This is a genomic window from Oleiharenicola lentus (assembly GCF_051660365.1).
Lineage (GTDB): Bacteria > Verrucomicrobiota > Verrucomicrobiia > Opitutales > Opitutaceae > Lacunisphaera > Lacunisphaera lenta_A.
The window spans coordinates 2,251,327-2,266,849 of the sequence record NZ_JBOZXB010000001.1 but is presented as its reverse complement, the minus strand read 5'-3'; the positions used below and the strand labels follow the sequence as shown (position 1 = coordinate 2,266,849).

General features: G+C 54.4%; 10 protein-coding genes. 4 read left to right on the top strand and 6 right to left on the bottom strand.

From position 1 onward, the window contains the following. The first annotated feature begins 1 nt into the window (after position 1). Genes ACRRQW_RS08485 through ACRRQW_RS08470 form a run of 4 tightly spaced genes read left to right on the top strand, consistent with a single transcriptional unit; the run spans position 2 to position 7,552 of the window. Complete coding sequence (locus ACRRQW_RS08485) at positions 2-3,697, top strand: Eco57I restriction-modification methylase domain-containing protein (RefSeq protein WP_438480851.1); 3,696 nt, start codon at positions 2-4, stop codon at positions 3,695-3,697. After that, positions 3,694-4,920 carry an AAA family ATPase gene (locus ACRRQW_RS08480; protein WP_438480850.1) on the top strand — a complete coding sequence of 409 codons (1,227 nt, stop codon included), beginning with the start codon at positions 3,694-3,696 and terminating at the stop codon, positions 4,918-4,920. The genes ACRRQW_RS08485 and ACRRQW_RS08480 overlap by 4 nt, the downstream gene beginning before the upstream one ends. Beyond that, positions 4,917-5,660 (top strand): hypothetical protein, encoded by a 744-nt coding sequence (locus ACRRQW_RS08475; RefSeq protein ID WP_438480849.1) that lies wholly within the window; start codon positions 4,917-4,919, stop codon positions 5,658-5,660. The genes ACRRQW_RS08480 and ACRRQW_RS08475 overlap by 4 nt, the downstream gene beginning before the upstream one ends. 32 nt (positions 5,661-5,692) lie before the next feature. Next, positions 5,693-7,552 carry a hypothetical protein gene (locus tag ACRRQW_RS08470; RefSeq protein ID WP_438480848.1) on the top strand — a complete coding sequence of 620 codons (1,860 nt, stop codon included), beginning with the start codon at positions 5,693-5,695 and terminating at the stop codon, positions 7,550-7,552. Here ACRRQW_RS08470 and ACRRQW_RS08465 read toward each other — a convergent pair. The 6 genes from ACRRQW_RS08465 to ACRRQW_RS08440 all read right to left on the bottom strand — a co-directional run bounded on the left by ACRRQW_RS08465 (position 7,491) and on the right by ACRRQW_RS08440 (position 15,466). Beyond that, the gene (locus ACRRQW_RS08465) at positions 7,491-8,813 is read right to left on the bottom strand and encodes a three-Cys-motif partner protein TcmP (RefSeq protein ID WP_438480847.1); all 1,323 of its coding nucleotides are present in this window, start codon (positions 8,811-8,813) and stop codon (positions 7,491-7,493) included. The two genes, ACRRQW_RS08470 and ACRRQW_RS08465, sit on opposite strands and share 62 nt — an antisense overlap. A 99-nt stretch (positions 8,814-8,912) precedes the next feature. After that, positions 8,913-9,776: a three-Cys-motif partner protein TcmP gene (gene tcmP / locus ACRRQW_RS08460; protein ID WP_438480846.1), complete on the bottom strand. Its 864-nt coding sequence runs from the start codon at positions 9,774-9,776 to the stop codon at positions 8,913-8,915. A 20-nt stretch (positions 9,777-9,796) separates the two neighbouring features. Continuing rightward, on the bottom strand, positions 9,797-10,729 hold the full coding sequence (locus tag ACRRQW_RS08455) for an SPL family radical SAM protein (protein ID WP_438480845.1): 933 nt from the start codon (positions 10,727-10,729) through the stop codon (positions 9,797-9,799). Positions 10,730-10,765: 36 nt separating this feature from the next. Next, complete coding sequence (locus ACRRQW_RS08450) at positions 10,766-11,374, bottom strand: helix-turn-helix domain-containing protein (protein WP_438480844.1); 609 nt, start codon at positions 11,372-11,374, stop codon at positions 10,766-10,768. Positions 11,375-11,561: 187 nt separating this feature from the next. Further along, positions 11,562-13,133 carry a hypothetical protein gene (locus ACRRQW_RS08445; protein WP_438480843.1) on the bottom strand — a complete coding sequence of 524 codons (1,572 nt, stop codon included), beginning with the start codon at positions 13,131-13,133 and terminating at the stop codon, positions 11,562-11,564. Beyond that, on the bottom strand, positions 13,130-15,466 hold the full coding sequence (locus ACRRQW_RS08440) for a hypothetical protein (protein ID WP_438480842.1): 2,337 nt from the start codon (positions 15,464-15,466) through the stop codon (positions 13,130-13,132). The genes ACRRQW_RS08445 and ACRRQW_RS08440 overlap by 4 nt, the downstream gene beginning before the upstream one ends. Positions 15,467-15,523: the final 57 nt, after the last annotated feature.

Genomic DNA, 15,523 nt, shown 5'->3' with positions numbered 1-15,523 from the left:
CATGGCAGCTCCAGCATCCCAACAGCCGCGCCTTCGCACTATTGCTGCACGCGAACTGCTACAAAAATTCAATTTCACGGATCTCTTCATAGAAGAACTGGGTTGGAATAATCCTGCCCAAAGCCGGGGCGTCTCTATCAAGGACCAAAACGAGACCCTATGGCAGTCTCATGAGATAGCCCAACTCTCCGGCTTTCGTGTCTTCGAGGTGACTCCGGCGGACCGTGTCACGCCTCTTCCCGACGCTGCAACGCAGGCGACAATCTGGAAGGCCCTTGACGCTCACGCGGTTGAAAAACTCGTAATTTTCGTTGATCGCGCCCGCACGCAGTCCCTGTGGTATTGGCGGAAACGTGAAGGCTCGCGATTCCTTCCTCGTCGCCACCCTTACCTAAAGGGGCAGCCAGGCGATTTATTTCTTAGCAAACTTTCTGCCCTCGTTGTTGACCTCTCCGAACTCGATGAAAACGGCAATCTGCCGATCACCGAGACAGCCAATCGGGTCCGTGCGGCCCTCGATATCGAACAGGTCACGAAAGCCTTCTTCCGCGATTTTCAGGCCCAACATACCGCATTTCTCGAACACATTCACGGAATCACCGACGCTCGGGAACGTCGCTGGTATGCGTCCGTGCTCCTGAATCGGTTGATGTTCATCTGGTTCATGCAGGTAAAAGGGTTTCTAGATGTCGCCCGATTACCGGACGGCGACCGCCAATATCTTCCACGTCAGTTCGCAGCCGCTCAAAAGTCAGGGAAAAATCGGTTTTTTTCTCACTTTCTGCGCGACCTCTTTTTCGAGGGGTTCGCCAAGCCGGACCAAAAACGAGCCCAGATAGGAACGCTTCAACTCGGCGATATTCCTTACCTGAATGGCGGACTCTTTCTCCCTCATGGCATAGAAGCGCGCCTCGAAGGTGAGGCGCTCTTCGCCGGACCTTATCAAAGAATCAAAATCGCCGACGCCGCATTCGCAGGTCTCTTTGAACTCTTCGGACGTTACTCTTGGTCACTCAATGATACTCCAGGCGGCGACGACCGTGAGATCAATCCCGACGTTCTTGGGTATATTTTTGAGAAATACATTAATCAAAAGGAATTTGGTGCCTATTACACCCGTCCCGAGATTACCGATTACTTAACCGAACAGACAGTTCATCAGCTCTTGCTCGATGCGGCTTCCCGATGGACCGGCAATGCGATACAACTCCACGCCGCCGGGATCACGAAGGGCGTCAAGCCGTGCAACTTCGAAACAGTTGGTGATCTCTTGCTTCACGCTGATGGGCCCCTCTGCCAACACCTTTTACAGGAGACTCTACCTAAGCTTTCTCTGCTCGACCCAGCTTGCGGGTCTGGAGCATTCATCGTCGCGTGTCTGAAAACGCTGTTGAATCTCACCACCGGCCTGATCGGTCGATGCGAGGCTCTTAATCACCGACCAGTCCTGCAATGGATCGAGCACGAGCGCAAATTGCACAAAGCTCCGCCGGTTTATTGGTTAAAGAAACGAATAATCACTGAGAATTTATTCGGCGTCGATATAATGGAAGAAGCTGTAGAAATTGCGAAGCTTCGCCTGTTTCTCAATCTGGTCGCATCCGCCGACAAACGCGATCAACTCGAACCGCTTCCGAACATCGAGTTCAACTTACTCGCAGGCAATTCACTCATCGGTCTTCTTAAGGTTGATGCCAGCGCCTTTGATGCCAAGACTCGAACCGCCTCAGGTGATCAGGGAAGTGCTATACTGGCTCACGAATCTGAGCTTGGTTTTACGGTCGAATCAAAAACAGCCCCAACGGAAAAGCAAAAGGCCACCGCATTCATCGGCGAACAAAGCAAAGCGAAATATGCCGAACTACTCCGCGAGAAGAATCGCCTCGTCCGTCTTTACCGTGAATCTACTTCTCTTACACAGGATTTAGCTTCACTTCGGGAAGAGATTGAAGATCACAAGATCAAAGCTCGGCTAGTTCTGGACCGTCAGCTTCTTAAATCGTTTGTCGCGCATGGTGTTGAGTTCGCACAGGCGACTTGGGATGCACGAAAAAACGAGGAAGGTAAACCTGCCAAGCGCCCGCTGACACTCGACGACATCCGCGCGCTACATCCCTTCCATTGGGCCTACGAATTCGACGAAATATTGCATGATCGCGGGGGGTTCGACGCTATTATCACAAACCCGCCGTGGGAGGTTTTTAAACCGCAAGCCAAGGAATTCTTCAACGATTACTCGGAACTCGTTACCGTCAATAACATGACGATTAAAGAGTTCGAGGAAGAGCAAAGCCGTCTACTTCAAAATCCCAAAGTCCGTGATGCCTGGCTTGAATATCTTTCTCGTTTCCCGCACGTGTCCGCGTGGTTTCGGAGTGCAGATCAATTTCGGAATCAAATCTCTTTGGTCGATGGAAAGAAGGTCGGAACAGACATTAACCTTTACAAACTCTTTCTCGAGCAATGCCTCAGCCTGCTTTCGCCTGCAGGATTGTGCGGTATCGTAATTCCGACGGGTATCTACACGGACCTGGGCTGTAAGCAGCTTCGAGAGATGCTGTTCGTAGAGACCGCTATTACTTCACTTTTTGGCTTGGCGAATGAAAAGTTCCTTTTCGACGGCGTCCACCACGCCTTCAAAATCTGCGTGCTTACATTTCGAAAGGGCATTCCTACGAAGAAGTTTCACGCAGCCTTCCGCATCAACCCCCGTGAGGCGGTGCGCGCACAGGACCTCTATAGCCTGTTCCACAATCCCGAGATCCAGATCGAGCTAGATATTGAAGAGATCAGAAAGTTTTCTCCCGACTCACTCTCGATAGTCGAGTTTCGCGGACCTTTGGACTACGCGATTGTCGCTAAAACGTCCCGCTTTCCCCGTTTGGGAGAAGAGCTGAACGATTCTTGGAATGTTCGCCTTCAGAGCGAGTTCCACATGACAAACGACAGCCACCTTTTCCAACAAAGTCCGCTCAAAGGTTCGCGCCCACTTTTCGAGGGAAAGATGGTTCATCAATTTACGGACGAGTTTTCTCCGCCCCGCTATTGGGTCGATGAAAAAGCCGCCCGCAAGGCTCTCTTGGGACGAACTCCCGATGGCGGGCAATCCTTGGACTACCAGGCATACCGTCTAGGCATTCGTAAAATTGCACGGTCGTCAGATGAGCGCACTCTGATCGCATCTATACTTGCTCCCAGTTTTCACGCTGAAAACTTCCAAACCGTCCGGGTCTTTGATGAAGACGGAAATCGGATGATTGGAAATGACGTGTTACTTTATCTCTGCGCGATATGGAACAGCCTAGCTGTGGATTTTTTAATCCGGCTGCGGGTGAGTGCGAACGTCAACTTCTTCTACGTCTATCAACTTTCAGTCCCTCGTATCGATGCTACGAATGATGCGTTCAGGCCTCTAGTCGAGGGAGCCGCTCGCCTGATCGGAACCTCTGCAAAATTTGACGAATTGCTGAAAGAGGTCTTTGGGCCCAAAGCAAACCATCGGACTCATGGGATAGCTTCGCCTGCTGATCGACAGCAGATTCGCGCCGAATTGGATGCTCTGGTCGCACAACTCTATGGACTGACGGCCGAGGAATTCGCCCACATCCTGACCACTTTTCCCCTCGTCCCGGAAAGTGTCCGCCTCAATACCCAGCAGATTTATGCCCGGCTTCTCCGCACCGGCGTCCTGTCATGACCAAGGGTAAACATCTTCCTTTGGCTTCCGTTCAGCTTCGCAATTTTAAAGCCGTCCGAAACTCAGGCGTTATCAATTTAGGTCCGTTGACGGTGTTCATTGGGAATAATGGGTCCGGCAAAAGTTCTGTAATCGAGGGATTGGAATTCTTAAAGACGGTTGCCCTTCACGGCCTTGAACCCGCCTTAGAAGGCTGGCACAGCTTCAAGCATATTTGGAATCAAGCGGTTTCCCACGAACTGCCTGCGATGCGCAATCAGGATACAAAGGCTGCTTGGGCTCCGCAACCGATGTCATTTTCTATAACTGGTCACAATGGCGCCAAGAGTTTCGCGGCAACGTGCGAATTATCCGAAAGTCGATCACTTGGACAGGTCGGTTTCAAAAGTGAAACGTTGTCGAGGCCGCGCACGTTTTACAGAACGCGCCAAGGCAACGACCTTGTCGAGCAACCGGGCAAGGATAGAGACCCGAAGCTGACACTAGCGGCGCTCGATTCAAGCGAATCTATTTTGGGGCGAGACGGCCACATTCCATTCAACGCATGGGCATTTCTAAGTCTTGAGCCCGCGATGATGGGCGGCCCTAAAAAGCGTTCATTGCAGGGCCTGGGCCGCCCGCTAACCAAGACGGGAAGCAATCTGGCAGAGTATCTCTTGGATTTTTTTCAGGCTGACGCCGACGCCTTCTACGACCTACTCGATACCATTCGCATCGTTCTGCCCTACGCCCGCAACTTGGAGCCGACAATCTTAGAGGATATTATAGAGAAACGGGTATTCATGAAGTTCAAGGAAGGCTCGTCCCAAGGTGATTTCGACCTTCCAAGCTGGATGCTTTCCACAGGAACGCTTCGCATCCTCGCGTTGCTCGCCGCCCTCCGGCATCCAACCCGCGCGCCAAAATTGCTTGTTGTAGACGAAATCGAAAATGGATTGGACCCGCGCACCATTGGAATGCTGATCAGCGAAATCCGTTCGGCGGTAGAAAGTGGCCAGACTCAGGTCATCGTTACCACTCATTCCCCATATCTTCTCGACCAACTTACTCTTTCGCACTTGTTGCTCGTTGAACGTGACCCAGCGTCTGGTGCGCCCACGTTTAAGCGCCCAGCGGAAGACAAAGTGCTCGTCGAATGGGCTAAGAAATTCGCCCCTGGCGCACTCTATTCGATGGGAACGATGAGCAAACGTGGTGAGAGTGATCGGGGCACCGCGCCATGATTAACAAACTCGGCTTGGTGCTCGAATGCGCGAGGGAAGGCGCAGATGAAAAAGTCATGACCTGCTTGGCGCGCCGCCTCACGCCGGGCACGCGGTTGGCACGTCCCGCGTGCATGGCGAGCAAGGAATTGCTAATGAACAACGGCGCCGAAGCCGCCGAACAGCTATTGAACGCCGAACGTTGTGATCGTGTTTTTGTCGTGTGGGACTTGAAACCTGCCTGGGAGGAGGAACAACAGCTTCTCACCTGCGCAGAAGAAATCGCGCTCATGGAGGAAAAACTTACCGCACTTTCCATTCACAGCCGCGTCGATCTTTTTTGCATTACTCACATGCTAGAGACGTGGGTCATCGCTGACGACCGGGCGGTCAGCGCTCACCTGTCACGACCTACACGTCCTTATACTTTCCGACGAGTGACGAATCCGGAAAGCCACCTCGATCCCAAGGCATTATTGAATGCATGTTTTTCAGAATGCCGCCGAGGAGTCTATCGTGACCATACTGACGCCGTCAGGATCATTCAAAAAACACCGGATACGACTCGGCTTCGCAGAGCACCGACTTTCACGGCGCTTCTTCACAAACTCACTGGAAACGCGGCCACAGATTTTCATCACTGTGGTGACGTTTGCAATGACTTGTCGCGTTCGGGAAACTTTCAACCGGCGCAAGCCCCAGTGGCGGCGAGACCCTCCGAGCCGGTTGTCGTTGCTAGAAGGGGTCGTCCACGGAGATAATTGAGCATGCAGTAGAGAAGGTGAATGACCCAATGCTGCCTAACTTTCCCGAACGACAAACGTCTGATGAGCGCATTGCACTGATTCGCGAAACGCTCGATGCCAAGGTCCATGAGGTCACTCGGCTCGAACGCGAACTAAGCGAACTTTGCGCTTTATGGGGCCAGAAACTGACCATCGCGCCTCTGCCCCTTAGCCGGGCGATTGCCGAAACTTTGGGACGTCCGTATCGAAAAGTTTTGGGGTATCGATTAGAACCCGAGCCCGATCAAGCGAGTAGCTTTGTTGTCGGTCTTGTGGCTGATCTACTCGAAGCGAACGTAATTCTTCGTCGCCTACCGGAGCTGACCCCGGGCACCAAACGTGCGCTGCATACGGATCATCTGCACACCATTTTGCGGATACTTGCTTTGGGTGGGTGGGCTTTTAAGTCGGTAACACCGGGACATCGTGTCGACGATTGTCGCGGCCCGACGGATTGGACGCTGAAAATCGAAGAAATTGAAGTGCAACTCAGCGTAGAGATTTTTTTGGAGCGGCCCGGCGGCGATTGGGAAGGTCAGCTTCTCAAAACCGGACTCCGCGAAATAGCCGGAAGATTTAATTCGCCTAGGCCGAATGTGTCGCGCGTTGTTCATTTCATCCTAGGCCATCCGCCGAGGTCAGAGTTAGTGCGCGATCTCGTTGAACTTACCGCGGCGGGCACCATCGACGCGATCGTTCTTCATCCGCTAAACGGAAACCATTTCGCAGTATTTGGACAGCATGCACCACGATTGGAACCCGTAGTGGGCTGCGGTCGAGTTTTCCTCCGGCCGCCACTCGCGCCGATAGCTTTTCGGCACACGGATGCAGGCAGACCGATGTTTGGTCCGATTGTTGAAGAGCAGAAAATCCAATTGCAGCGTAGTGCAGAAACGGGTCGCGGAGCGCCTCGATGGAAGGGGCTTCCAGACGAAGGGCTCGGCCTCCTTGGATTGCTCAACCAGCAAATCCGCGAACAAACGGACGGTCACCCCGATCTCTTGCCAGACTTTGATCCTTCGCAGCCATTGCTGGCATTTTCCGACTATTCCGGGTCGCACGCTGGCGCTTCGTTTGATGCCTATTCATTTCTGCTCGTTCAGCCCGATGCGTTTGCCAGATGGCAACCGATCAGGGAGGCGGTGCGCCTAGGCTTGGGCATGTCGCATCGTCGAATGTCATTCAAGGGATTGGAAGATGGAGTAAAAGCCCGGGCACTGGTGCCTTGGCTGCGAATGTTTCAGGAGATGCCTGGTTTCCTCGCCACCGTGTTAGTCGAGAAAACTCTGGGCCCCCTCGGCCCTGTCGATCAACTGCAGAGGGATGAGCCCGTCTACGGTGCGGTTAAACGTCAGGTGCTGGAGCGCATGTTGCGGGTGTGCCATCTTCTCTCCGTGTTCATCGGTGGCCTATCTTCGCCCTACCAAAACCTCCTTTGGATTTCCGATCAGGACGAAATAGCTCCGAATCCCGAGCGATTGACGCTTCTCACAAGAACGTTCGCGCGAGTCTGTTCCGCCTACGTCCCGCATCCACTGGGGCACCTCCGCTGCGGCACCACACTCTTGGACAACGGGACCCTCGATACCGAAGACCTTACTTCGTTACCTGATCTGGTCGCTGGAACCTTGGGCGAGTTACACACCCACCGAGTGCATGATCGTCTCACGGCGAGCGGCCTTCTATTCGTCCCCCCGCCAGAAGGCCTTACGCCGAAAACCCAATTGATCTTGTCCTGGCTCGCGACCACTCGCCAACCGATGCGCCGTATGACCTTCACTCTTACTGGACAGGAAGGCGGCCTCCTCACTGTCCGGACACTCGCATTTTCCGCTGGGCCGGGGCCAAGTCCCAGCCAGTCAGTATGAGTTGATTCCTCGGTCGAATTACATCGTCGTCGGCGAATCGATCGGTGCGCTTTTCTCGCCCCGACGGACAGATCACCTCGAAGTCGTGCGTCTGACAAAGCTGCCACATGACCTTATGCACCATCGGTGATGTGGCCATGACCTTGTTGCTTGTTTGATCGATGAAATCTCGGAATATGATTCCCGCTTTGTGGCTGTCGCTCAGGAGCCGTGCGAAGTCGTTGGAAAGTGTCTCCTCACACCGCTTTTGACACTCTTCATCAAACGACATGCCCGCGATAAACTGGGTTTGGTCCAAGCTCGGCTTGAAGGAGAGCATGTCGTATCCGAGGTAGCCGTAGTGTTTGGAACGGTTCGCCTTGCTCCAGTGGATTTCGGTCATCGCTGAGCGGGCCCGGGCGCTTTGCGCCAAGTGCAACAGCCAATATCCGCGATGATTTCCTTTGGGCTCTATGTAGAATGGAGAGAAATACGCGATGCCTGTCGCCTTGTGGAATCCTTCGCCAATGTGGGACTCAACCGCGTGCTCCCAATGCCCTCCCAGATCCATTCTCAGCTTCATCATCGCAGGAATGTCCACGAAGCCGTCGAGTCCTAGGGCGTGCAGCGACTTCTCGATCGCGCCCTGCGTTTTGTCCGACAGGAAGTCGGTGAGCCAGGAAATCGCAAAATTGATGATGAATTCCGGGCGGTGGTTGAGCTTTTGAGCGAGGGTGCGGATGGTATCGGCAGAAATTTCGGTCCAACCGCATTGATCGAGGAAGAAGATGGTTCGATTGCCACCGCGTTTATGCCGGGCGTTGATGTCACCGATGATTTCTGGAGCGCACGCCATGAAGTCGGCCTTGCGCAAGTGGATGGTTTTTCCAATTCGGTCGCCGTAACCGTAAGCTTTCAGGGTCGCGTCAAGGCAGGCAAATGCATCTGCGTCCTTCTCGATGAAATAACAAATTGGGACGATGCGCGTCGGTTTCTCGCGATCTTGATTTACCAGAAAATCTGCTTCCTCCACGGCCTTCAAAATCGTGATGGGAGAGCCGAGCTTCTTCCCCTGATAAAGCCCACCGCCCGCAAAACCATCGATCAAAGTGATCTCCTGGACTTCTTTGCCGGCGGAATTCTTCAGAACTATTTGGAGATACAAGACGAGGTAGTCGCGCAGCAAATCTAGTTTCTTCTCGCTGTGGTCCTCGAGCTCGGGCAGCTGGCCCGACTGCCAATGCTCCCAATAGAATCGCTTGTGGTCGGACTTTTTGCTCATGTACCTGCTGAATCTCGGGGCAGCATGAGATAGAAGCCTGACAGTTTTCTCAGCCGCCTGCAACAGCCGGTTTTGCAGGCATGGGCCGTCATAAAGGACTCAAAAATTGAATCCCGTCTGCGGATCGGAGCCAGCGACTGCTTTGTCCCAAAACTCTTGGCCGAGAGGATGGCCGGAGGCGTAGAGTAGCAGATAAAGCGGGAGACGCTTGTTCATGTTCACGGTGACATGATTCTTTGAATACCCTAAGCCAACTGAAGCCAGCTTCTGCCGATAAAGCTCCAGATAGTTGGCAAAAAAAGTTTGTGGAGAAGGTCCCAGTATGGGCTTCCACGTTTCGTCACCCAAGAATCGGGTTAACGCACAGTCGCTGTCGGCATCGGGCTTGTATTGGTGCATGTTCATCTTAATGCCCATTGCATGCTGAATATTGATCAGTAGGTCGCACCGCGTTTTCTGCCGCAGCTTCCTAATAAGCTCGAACGGGGCATGGGCGATCCCGGTTGGATCGATGAATGCAAATGTGAGGGCGCCGGATGGGATCACCAGTCGGTCGATTGCTTCGGCGCAATCGCCGTTCCAGATTTCAACTTTGTCCGAATTGAGATGCTTCGACAATCGCTGGGCTAAAGCGGACGCAGCGGGTGTGGCGATGTCGACGAAAATGAACCGTGTAAACTCGTGGTCGATGACCTGCAGCGGCGAGCCAGGAGTTTCCGCGCCAGTATCACGGACGTGGCAGATTCCAGGTCCGGAAAACAACTCTAAGTAAACGCGGTGAGGCCATCCGCGCTTATACTCCGAGGGCTTCATGCCCGTCGCAAACATCTCCGCAAAATACACCAACGCTCTATGCTTCTCTTCGATCCAACTACCACTGTCGCGCAGCGGTAGGCCATCCTGAGCGGACACCGGACCTGTCCAAGGGGTTGGGTCGGCACTCGGTAATGTGTGGAAATCCATGGAGCAACGCGCCCGCTAATTTAGGCGGAAAGCGCTTCCTCGCGCATAGATTTTGAAGGCAGATAGGCGTCGAGAAACTTCGTTTGCTTGGAATTGAGATGCGTTTTCCAGAAGCGTTGAGTGTCCGGCCACGGAATGAAGCGGTTGTTCTTCTTCAGTCCGATGGACAGCACCTGCCACGTGAATTTTGCCCAGGACTCAGGCGAGTAATTGGTCATGCGCTCGGCTTCGGCTGGAAATTTCACGGCCAGCGCCTCGCGCATCATGGCAATATTGTCGCCCTTAGGATTGAGAACCTCGCAGAAAATCTCACGCGGATGCAACGGTTCGATCGATTGAAGCACCTCTTCCATCACCACCTCATCGTGAAACGGCATGAACGGAGCGACGCAGACATACACTTCGAGCCCACGGTCGAATGCTTTTTGCAGCATCTTCAATCGCCGAGTGGGCGCGGTCGCTCGCGGCTCTAGTGCTCGCGCCAATGCGTCGTCGAGATACGGCAAGGACGTGCCGAGCAGAACTTGCTTCTTGTGTGCGACGAGCAGGTCGAAATCACGTTCGACCAGTGCGGACCGAGTTTGCAGTCGCACTTTGTGTCCAGCTTCGAGCAGCAGTTGCAGGCACTGCCGCGTCAACTTGAACTTCGCTTCACTTGGAGTGTAACAGTCCGTTAGAAACGACATCAGCACCCATCCGTCACCCCATTCGGTCTTTTTCGCCTTATCCGGCGTGAAATTGCGGAGTTGTTCGCGTAGCGCCTCCACGATGCCGTGCTTCGGCAGAAGATACTTCCCCCAGTCACGTTGCCGGTGTCCGTCATTGTTGAACTTAACGCCTGGCATCGCCGGACAGTAGCAGTGATAGCAGCCGTGTTCGCAGCCGACATAGGGATTGATCACCCAGTCGCCTAAGCGCTTTTTCCAAAGGCCGGAGGGATTGATCGGGGTCATAGGAGGAGTTGATTGATGTTTTTGAGAGAAATAATTTTAGTGCCAAACACGACGACGGACTTCGTAGGCGGGATAGATCCACTCGAAAGCGTTTTCGCGATGTTCGAATGGGTGATACAAATCCGAATTGTAGCTGCTCAGTCTGAACCGTCGTGGTGACGTTAGGATATTGAGCATTTTGAACACGACGCCTTGGTCGCGAATTTTTGCCGCTACGAGTTGATTGGACCGCGGCTGCCGTTGGGGCATGAGGATAACCACATCGCCGGCGGAATATTTCGGCTCCATGGAGTCACCGTCTAAAATCAGACCGAAGGCTTCCTCATCCGGGCAATCCGAAGGAATGACCTCTTGCCAATCGAATGGCATCGCTTCGTAGGAAGTAGCGGCCCCCGCGCGCGCCCACGAAATAACGGGAACACCCTGGCCAATTGCCTGGCGTTTCGCTCGAACCTCGGGCCGAGCGGTAGCCTCCGCTGCTTCTTTCAGGAGAGATAGTTTCTGCACTAGCGCGTCCGAAGGCTGGCGATGCTCGTTCTCAATTTCCGACAGATAGGGACGGCTTATGTTTAAGCGCTTCGCCATCTCGGTCTGATCGAGACCCAACAGCGATCTAATCTCCAAAAATGTTAACTGAGTTGACATTTTTCTGTCGAATGAGGTCAGAAATGTAGCCTAGCAATCACACAGTCAACATCTACTCGCGTGGTCATGTAAACTAAGGCGACATAGTGTCGACTGACAGTATCGATTCTCTTCGAGACCATATCACTTATTCCTAAACTCCCGTCATGGACCACGAAGTCCAGTAGTCCGTCTCCTTTGAGCTCCGCTATGCGCTAAATGCTCCTTCTGTGAGGTCAAATTTTACTAAGCCGCACTCGGCCATCAGCGAAAGCGCGGCCGCTAGGTGATCGCGGGACAAGATGGGAAACGATGGTTTTTCTGCCAAAAACTCCAGACCATCTTCGTCGAAAGTGAATCTCAGCCGCTGGGTGCCACCATCGAAACGATAAGTCGCGAACTTCAAGTGCTGACCGATGACCCATGTCTCGACCACTTCGCAAAGCCATTCCCCGAAGGCGAGATCGCCGCGACTGGTGAAATGCCGGAGCTGGTGGGTGAGCGAGACTCGCTCGGCGCCGCCTTTGTTAAGGAAGGGCTGTGATTGATCTCCGAGTAACAGCCAGTTCGTAAGAGCGCTCGTGACGAGCAACAATCTACCAGCGATTGGCACCGCTTGATTGACGTCCTCGTCGATTGAATCGAACAGACGTGTCACGAGGTCGAAAATGCAGTCGGGACCTCCCTTGGCTGCGAGGGTAAGATATCGATCCATATCGCCGGTCGATTCAATGAATCGAGCGAGCGTTTCCTTACAGGTGATTTTCCCTTCTCGGCCGACGATTCTTACAAGTTCCGCCCGAACCATTTCGATTCGAGGGAGCGATCCCATCCGCCATTCCAACCAAGCTAGCAGTCCTTCAAGTGCCGCACGCTGAGCCTGCCTCACCTGTAGAATAAACCATTTGTGAGCGTTCAGTGCAGGCGCGTGAGACAACGTTATCTTTCGCCCGGACGGTAGACGGCGATAGGCGAGCGATGATCGGATGGCGTCTTCCGTCATCCCGCGTCCTGCCGCTCGTAGCACCTCGCGAACTGCTTGGATCGTCCCACTGCGGACCGCAATGGAAGAACCGTTCTCAAAATCGGTGTCGTCGAAATACGCCGGTAAGAATATTTTCGCCTCTGCCTTCGATGGTGCATCAACACGCCAAGCGGGAAACAACGCCTCGGCGTCCGCGCGTCGTCCTTTGCGAGGGGATAGGTCACAAATCAGATCGTAGGCACTCGTTCGTTGTAGCCTTCCATCCAATGCTTCGGCCAGTCCTTCGCCGCTTTCGGTCACGCTGTAGAGTCCATCGGCGACGGGTTCGGCGAAGCCCAGACCAAAACGACTTTTCATCGCGGGTCCATATTGCACCGGTGCCTGGAGACTCGTGTTCCGAGGACTGCGCTGCCACGCTTTGAAGCTTAGTTCGACCCATCCAGCGCTGCTCTCCGGGCATTTTGATAATCGCCCGGGAATCCCAATGCCAGCGAGTTGATGGCCCCACGTGAACAGGACTTCGGCCTTCTCTTGAAATAGAGTAATCTCTTTCGAGGAAGCCTCCCTCGCGCCGCTGCGCGCGAGTTCCGCGTGAAAGCGCCAATGCACCCAGCTCAAGACGCTGAAAGGCCTGATATGCTGGGTCGTGTTATTTATCCCGGGAAAACATTCAGCCATCAGGTCAAGATTCACCTGCCGAAGGCCGAGAAAATCGACCCCGCCACTTTCCCGTTCAAAGGGCGGAACGATGAATGGCCCGGCGGACAATGGGACGCTTGGTGTAGCGGTGATCATCGCGAAATGTGGTCCAAATCGAAATAAAACGTTTCACACGGGACGCATTGTGCGAAGCGCAACCGCTCTAGGCTCACCTGAAACTGTCGGGAAAATCCTTTGTAGCACATGGGACACACACTGGCTCCCCGTTGCAGTTCGCGCACTTTCGGCGAAGAGCCAGAACGGCGAATTTCGGCGAGTTGCCGACCATCGCTCGTTTGGAGCAACGCCATGTTCTTCGCAAACGGCTGCCGCGACTTCACTGCATCGTAAACGGCCTTCGCTTCTGATCTCCGCGTGGGAGCGCCCAGCACTCGCGCGAAGGCAGTTAAAATATCCGGCGCAGTTGGGAGCAGCGATGAAACAGCGACCTCGCGGCAACGAATCGCGCTTGGCACCGCCGAAATTCCATAATCTTCCAGGGCTTCGTGAATGCCCACGAGTTCCGACTCGTTCTTTTCATGGATCGCAATTGCGGCCAGAACGCCTGTTATCGCGAAAACGCGTTCATCAAGAATGTCCGTCGCTCGCGCCAGACGACAGGTCCGCGCGGTTTCGATTAGCCAGTGGCGCAAGAAGCCGCGCATGTCCATTGCACTGTCCTGCTGGCGCGACCGAAAAAGAGTCTCCACCACAAACCAGACATTACATAGGCCACGCGCCTTCGATGATCCCGCCAATGCTTGGATGCGTTCGCGAACGAATCCGCGGAATCGGTCTATGGCGCGCTCAAATCGGGCCGATGAACGCTTGTCGTCGGGGGAGCCATCGTCGGTCGACTCTTCCGAATCTCCATCCGATGCTGCGTCCGCGCCGGCATGGGCCTCGCTGGATTTCGCGAGATCGAATTCAAACCTGCCTAGCAGTCGCTGCAGCAATTGTTGAATTCGATTTTCTTTTCTATCCCCTGGGAGGTTAGCTGCGATCGATGCAGTGGCGTGAGGCGCGAGTTCTTCGATGGCAATCCGTTGTTCTTTCGTGGGCTCATGTTCAGCGGTTTTGGTCGGCGCCGTCGCCTCGACACGAGCAGAAGGCAAGTCGTCGAGACACGACGAAAGGAACTCCAGGACGGAAAGATCGTCGTCCTCCGCCGACTCCCCGCGAAGAAAGCGCAGAATGGAACCCGTTGGGACGTTCCGTGCTCGCGCCAATTCTAGCAGCCACTCGTTTTGCACCCACGCACGTGCGGATTCGTCATTCCGCTCAATCGACAGCTGGAGGCCGCTGGCAAAATCAAAACCTTCCGTTTTCTCCAATCGGATCTCGAAGACTCCCGACGCATCGACTTCGGCCGAAAAGGAAATCGAGTCGCCGTTCACCTGAGATAGGGTCACCCGCCACGTGCCCTCCGATTTCGGCGCGGGCAGGACGGTCGCACGGAGCACGCCCAATTCGAGAATCTTTGCATGTAGCATGAAACGGCTCCCGATGCCGGGCAGGCTTCGTTCATGAATGACATGCCGAGCTGGTATTTTGGTTTTCGTCCACCGCAGCCAGGTAGGCGCCTCGCCGGTGCGAAGGACACCCAGCTCGATGTTCTTCGTCGTGCAAAGCGATTGGGTCGTCGCGTTGATACTGCCCGTAAGCGTCACGCCCCCTTTATCCGCCACCTCGATCTCAATCCATTTTGCGTGAAGCCTACGAGCGGGTTCATCCACTACGACAAGCGCCGCGGAGACTTGGTTGGCGGACCGCTTGAAGGGATATGCAGATTGCTCCTCCTGTCCGGCGAGTAAGCCGATGGTCGTTTTCCGCGAGCCCAGCCGGGCTGTTAGAAGACGAACGGCGCCAGCGTCCGCATCGTAGTAAGGCGAGAGAACTCGTAATTCCTCAACGGCAGTCCGGGCGACGGCCGCGACGAGTTGTTCATCAACCGGGGCCTCCACGCAATGCACCAATCGCACGCTCGCTCCGGCCGGGGCACCTACGCCGGAACGATCCGCGTGATTCGCGAACAGACTGATCCAGGCGTCATCCGGACAGAATAGATCACTGCGCTTTTTCAGGGCGCGTAAGAAGTCTGCGAACTGAACGAAAATTGCCGGGTGCTCCTTTGAATGAAAAACCTCAGCCACTTCGACGTTCTTTCCATAGCCGCCAAAAGTCAGATTGCCGCTACCGACTATCAACACGTCGCCATCGGCACCGTGCAGATAGACACACTTTGGGTGAAAGACTCCGTTACGCAGGGAGATTGGCACCAAGCGATAATCTTGGCCTACGCTTAAGGCTTGGCGCTCCGCCAAACTTTGGGCGTAACCGTCGATGTCCGCCGCGACCCAGATTTCGCGACAACCGTTCTGCTTCAATCCGCGACGCAGGAGATGAGCCTCGAAAAACGACAAGCTCAAGGCGTAGGTCGTGAAGAGAGCGCATTCCCACGAGCCTTTCGTAATCGTTTCGATTGG

Coding starts and splice junctions, on each gene's coding strand:
- ACRRQW_RS08485 (WP_438480851.1), top strand. CDS start 2: ATGGCAGCTCCAGCATCCCAACAGCCGCGCCTTCGCACTATTGCTGCA.
- ACRRQW_RS08480 (WP_438480850.1), top strand. CDS start 3,694: ATGACCAAGGGTAAACATCTTCCTTTGGCTTCCGTTCAGCTTCGCAAT.
- ACRRQW_RS08475 (WP_438480849.1), top strand. CDS start 4,917: ATGATTAACAAACTCGGCTTGGTGCTCGAATGCGCGAGGGAAGGCGCA.
- ACRRQW_RS08470 (WP_438480848.1), top strand. CDS start 5,693: ATGCTGCCTAACTTTCCCGAACGACAAACGTCTGATGAGCGCATTGCA.
- ACRRQW_RS08465 (WP_438480847.1), bottom strand. CDS start 8,813: ATGAGCAAAAAGTCCGACCACAAGCGATTCTATTGGGAGCATTGGCAG.
- tcmP (WP_438480846.1), bottom strand. CDS start 9,776: ATGGATTTCCACACATTACCGAGTGCCGACCCAACCCCTTGGACAGGT.
- ACRRQW_RS08455 (WP_438480845.1), bottom strand. CDS start 10,729: ATGACCCCGATCAATCCCTCCGGCCTTTGGAAAAAGCGCTTAGGCGAC.
- ACRRQW_RS08450 (WP_438480844.1), bottom strand. CDS start 11,374: ATGTCAACTCAGTTAACATTTTTGGAGATTAGATCGCTGTTGGGTCTC.
- ACRRQW_RS08445 (WP_438480843.1), bottom strand. CDS start 13,133: ATGATCACCGCTACACCAAGCGTCCCATTGTCCGCCGGGCCATTCATC.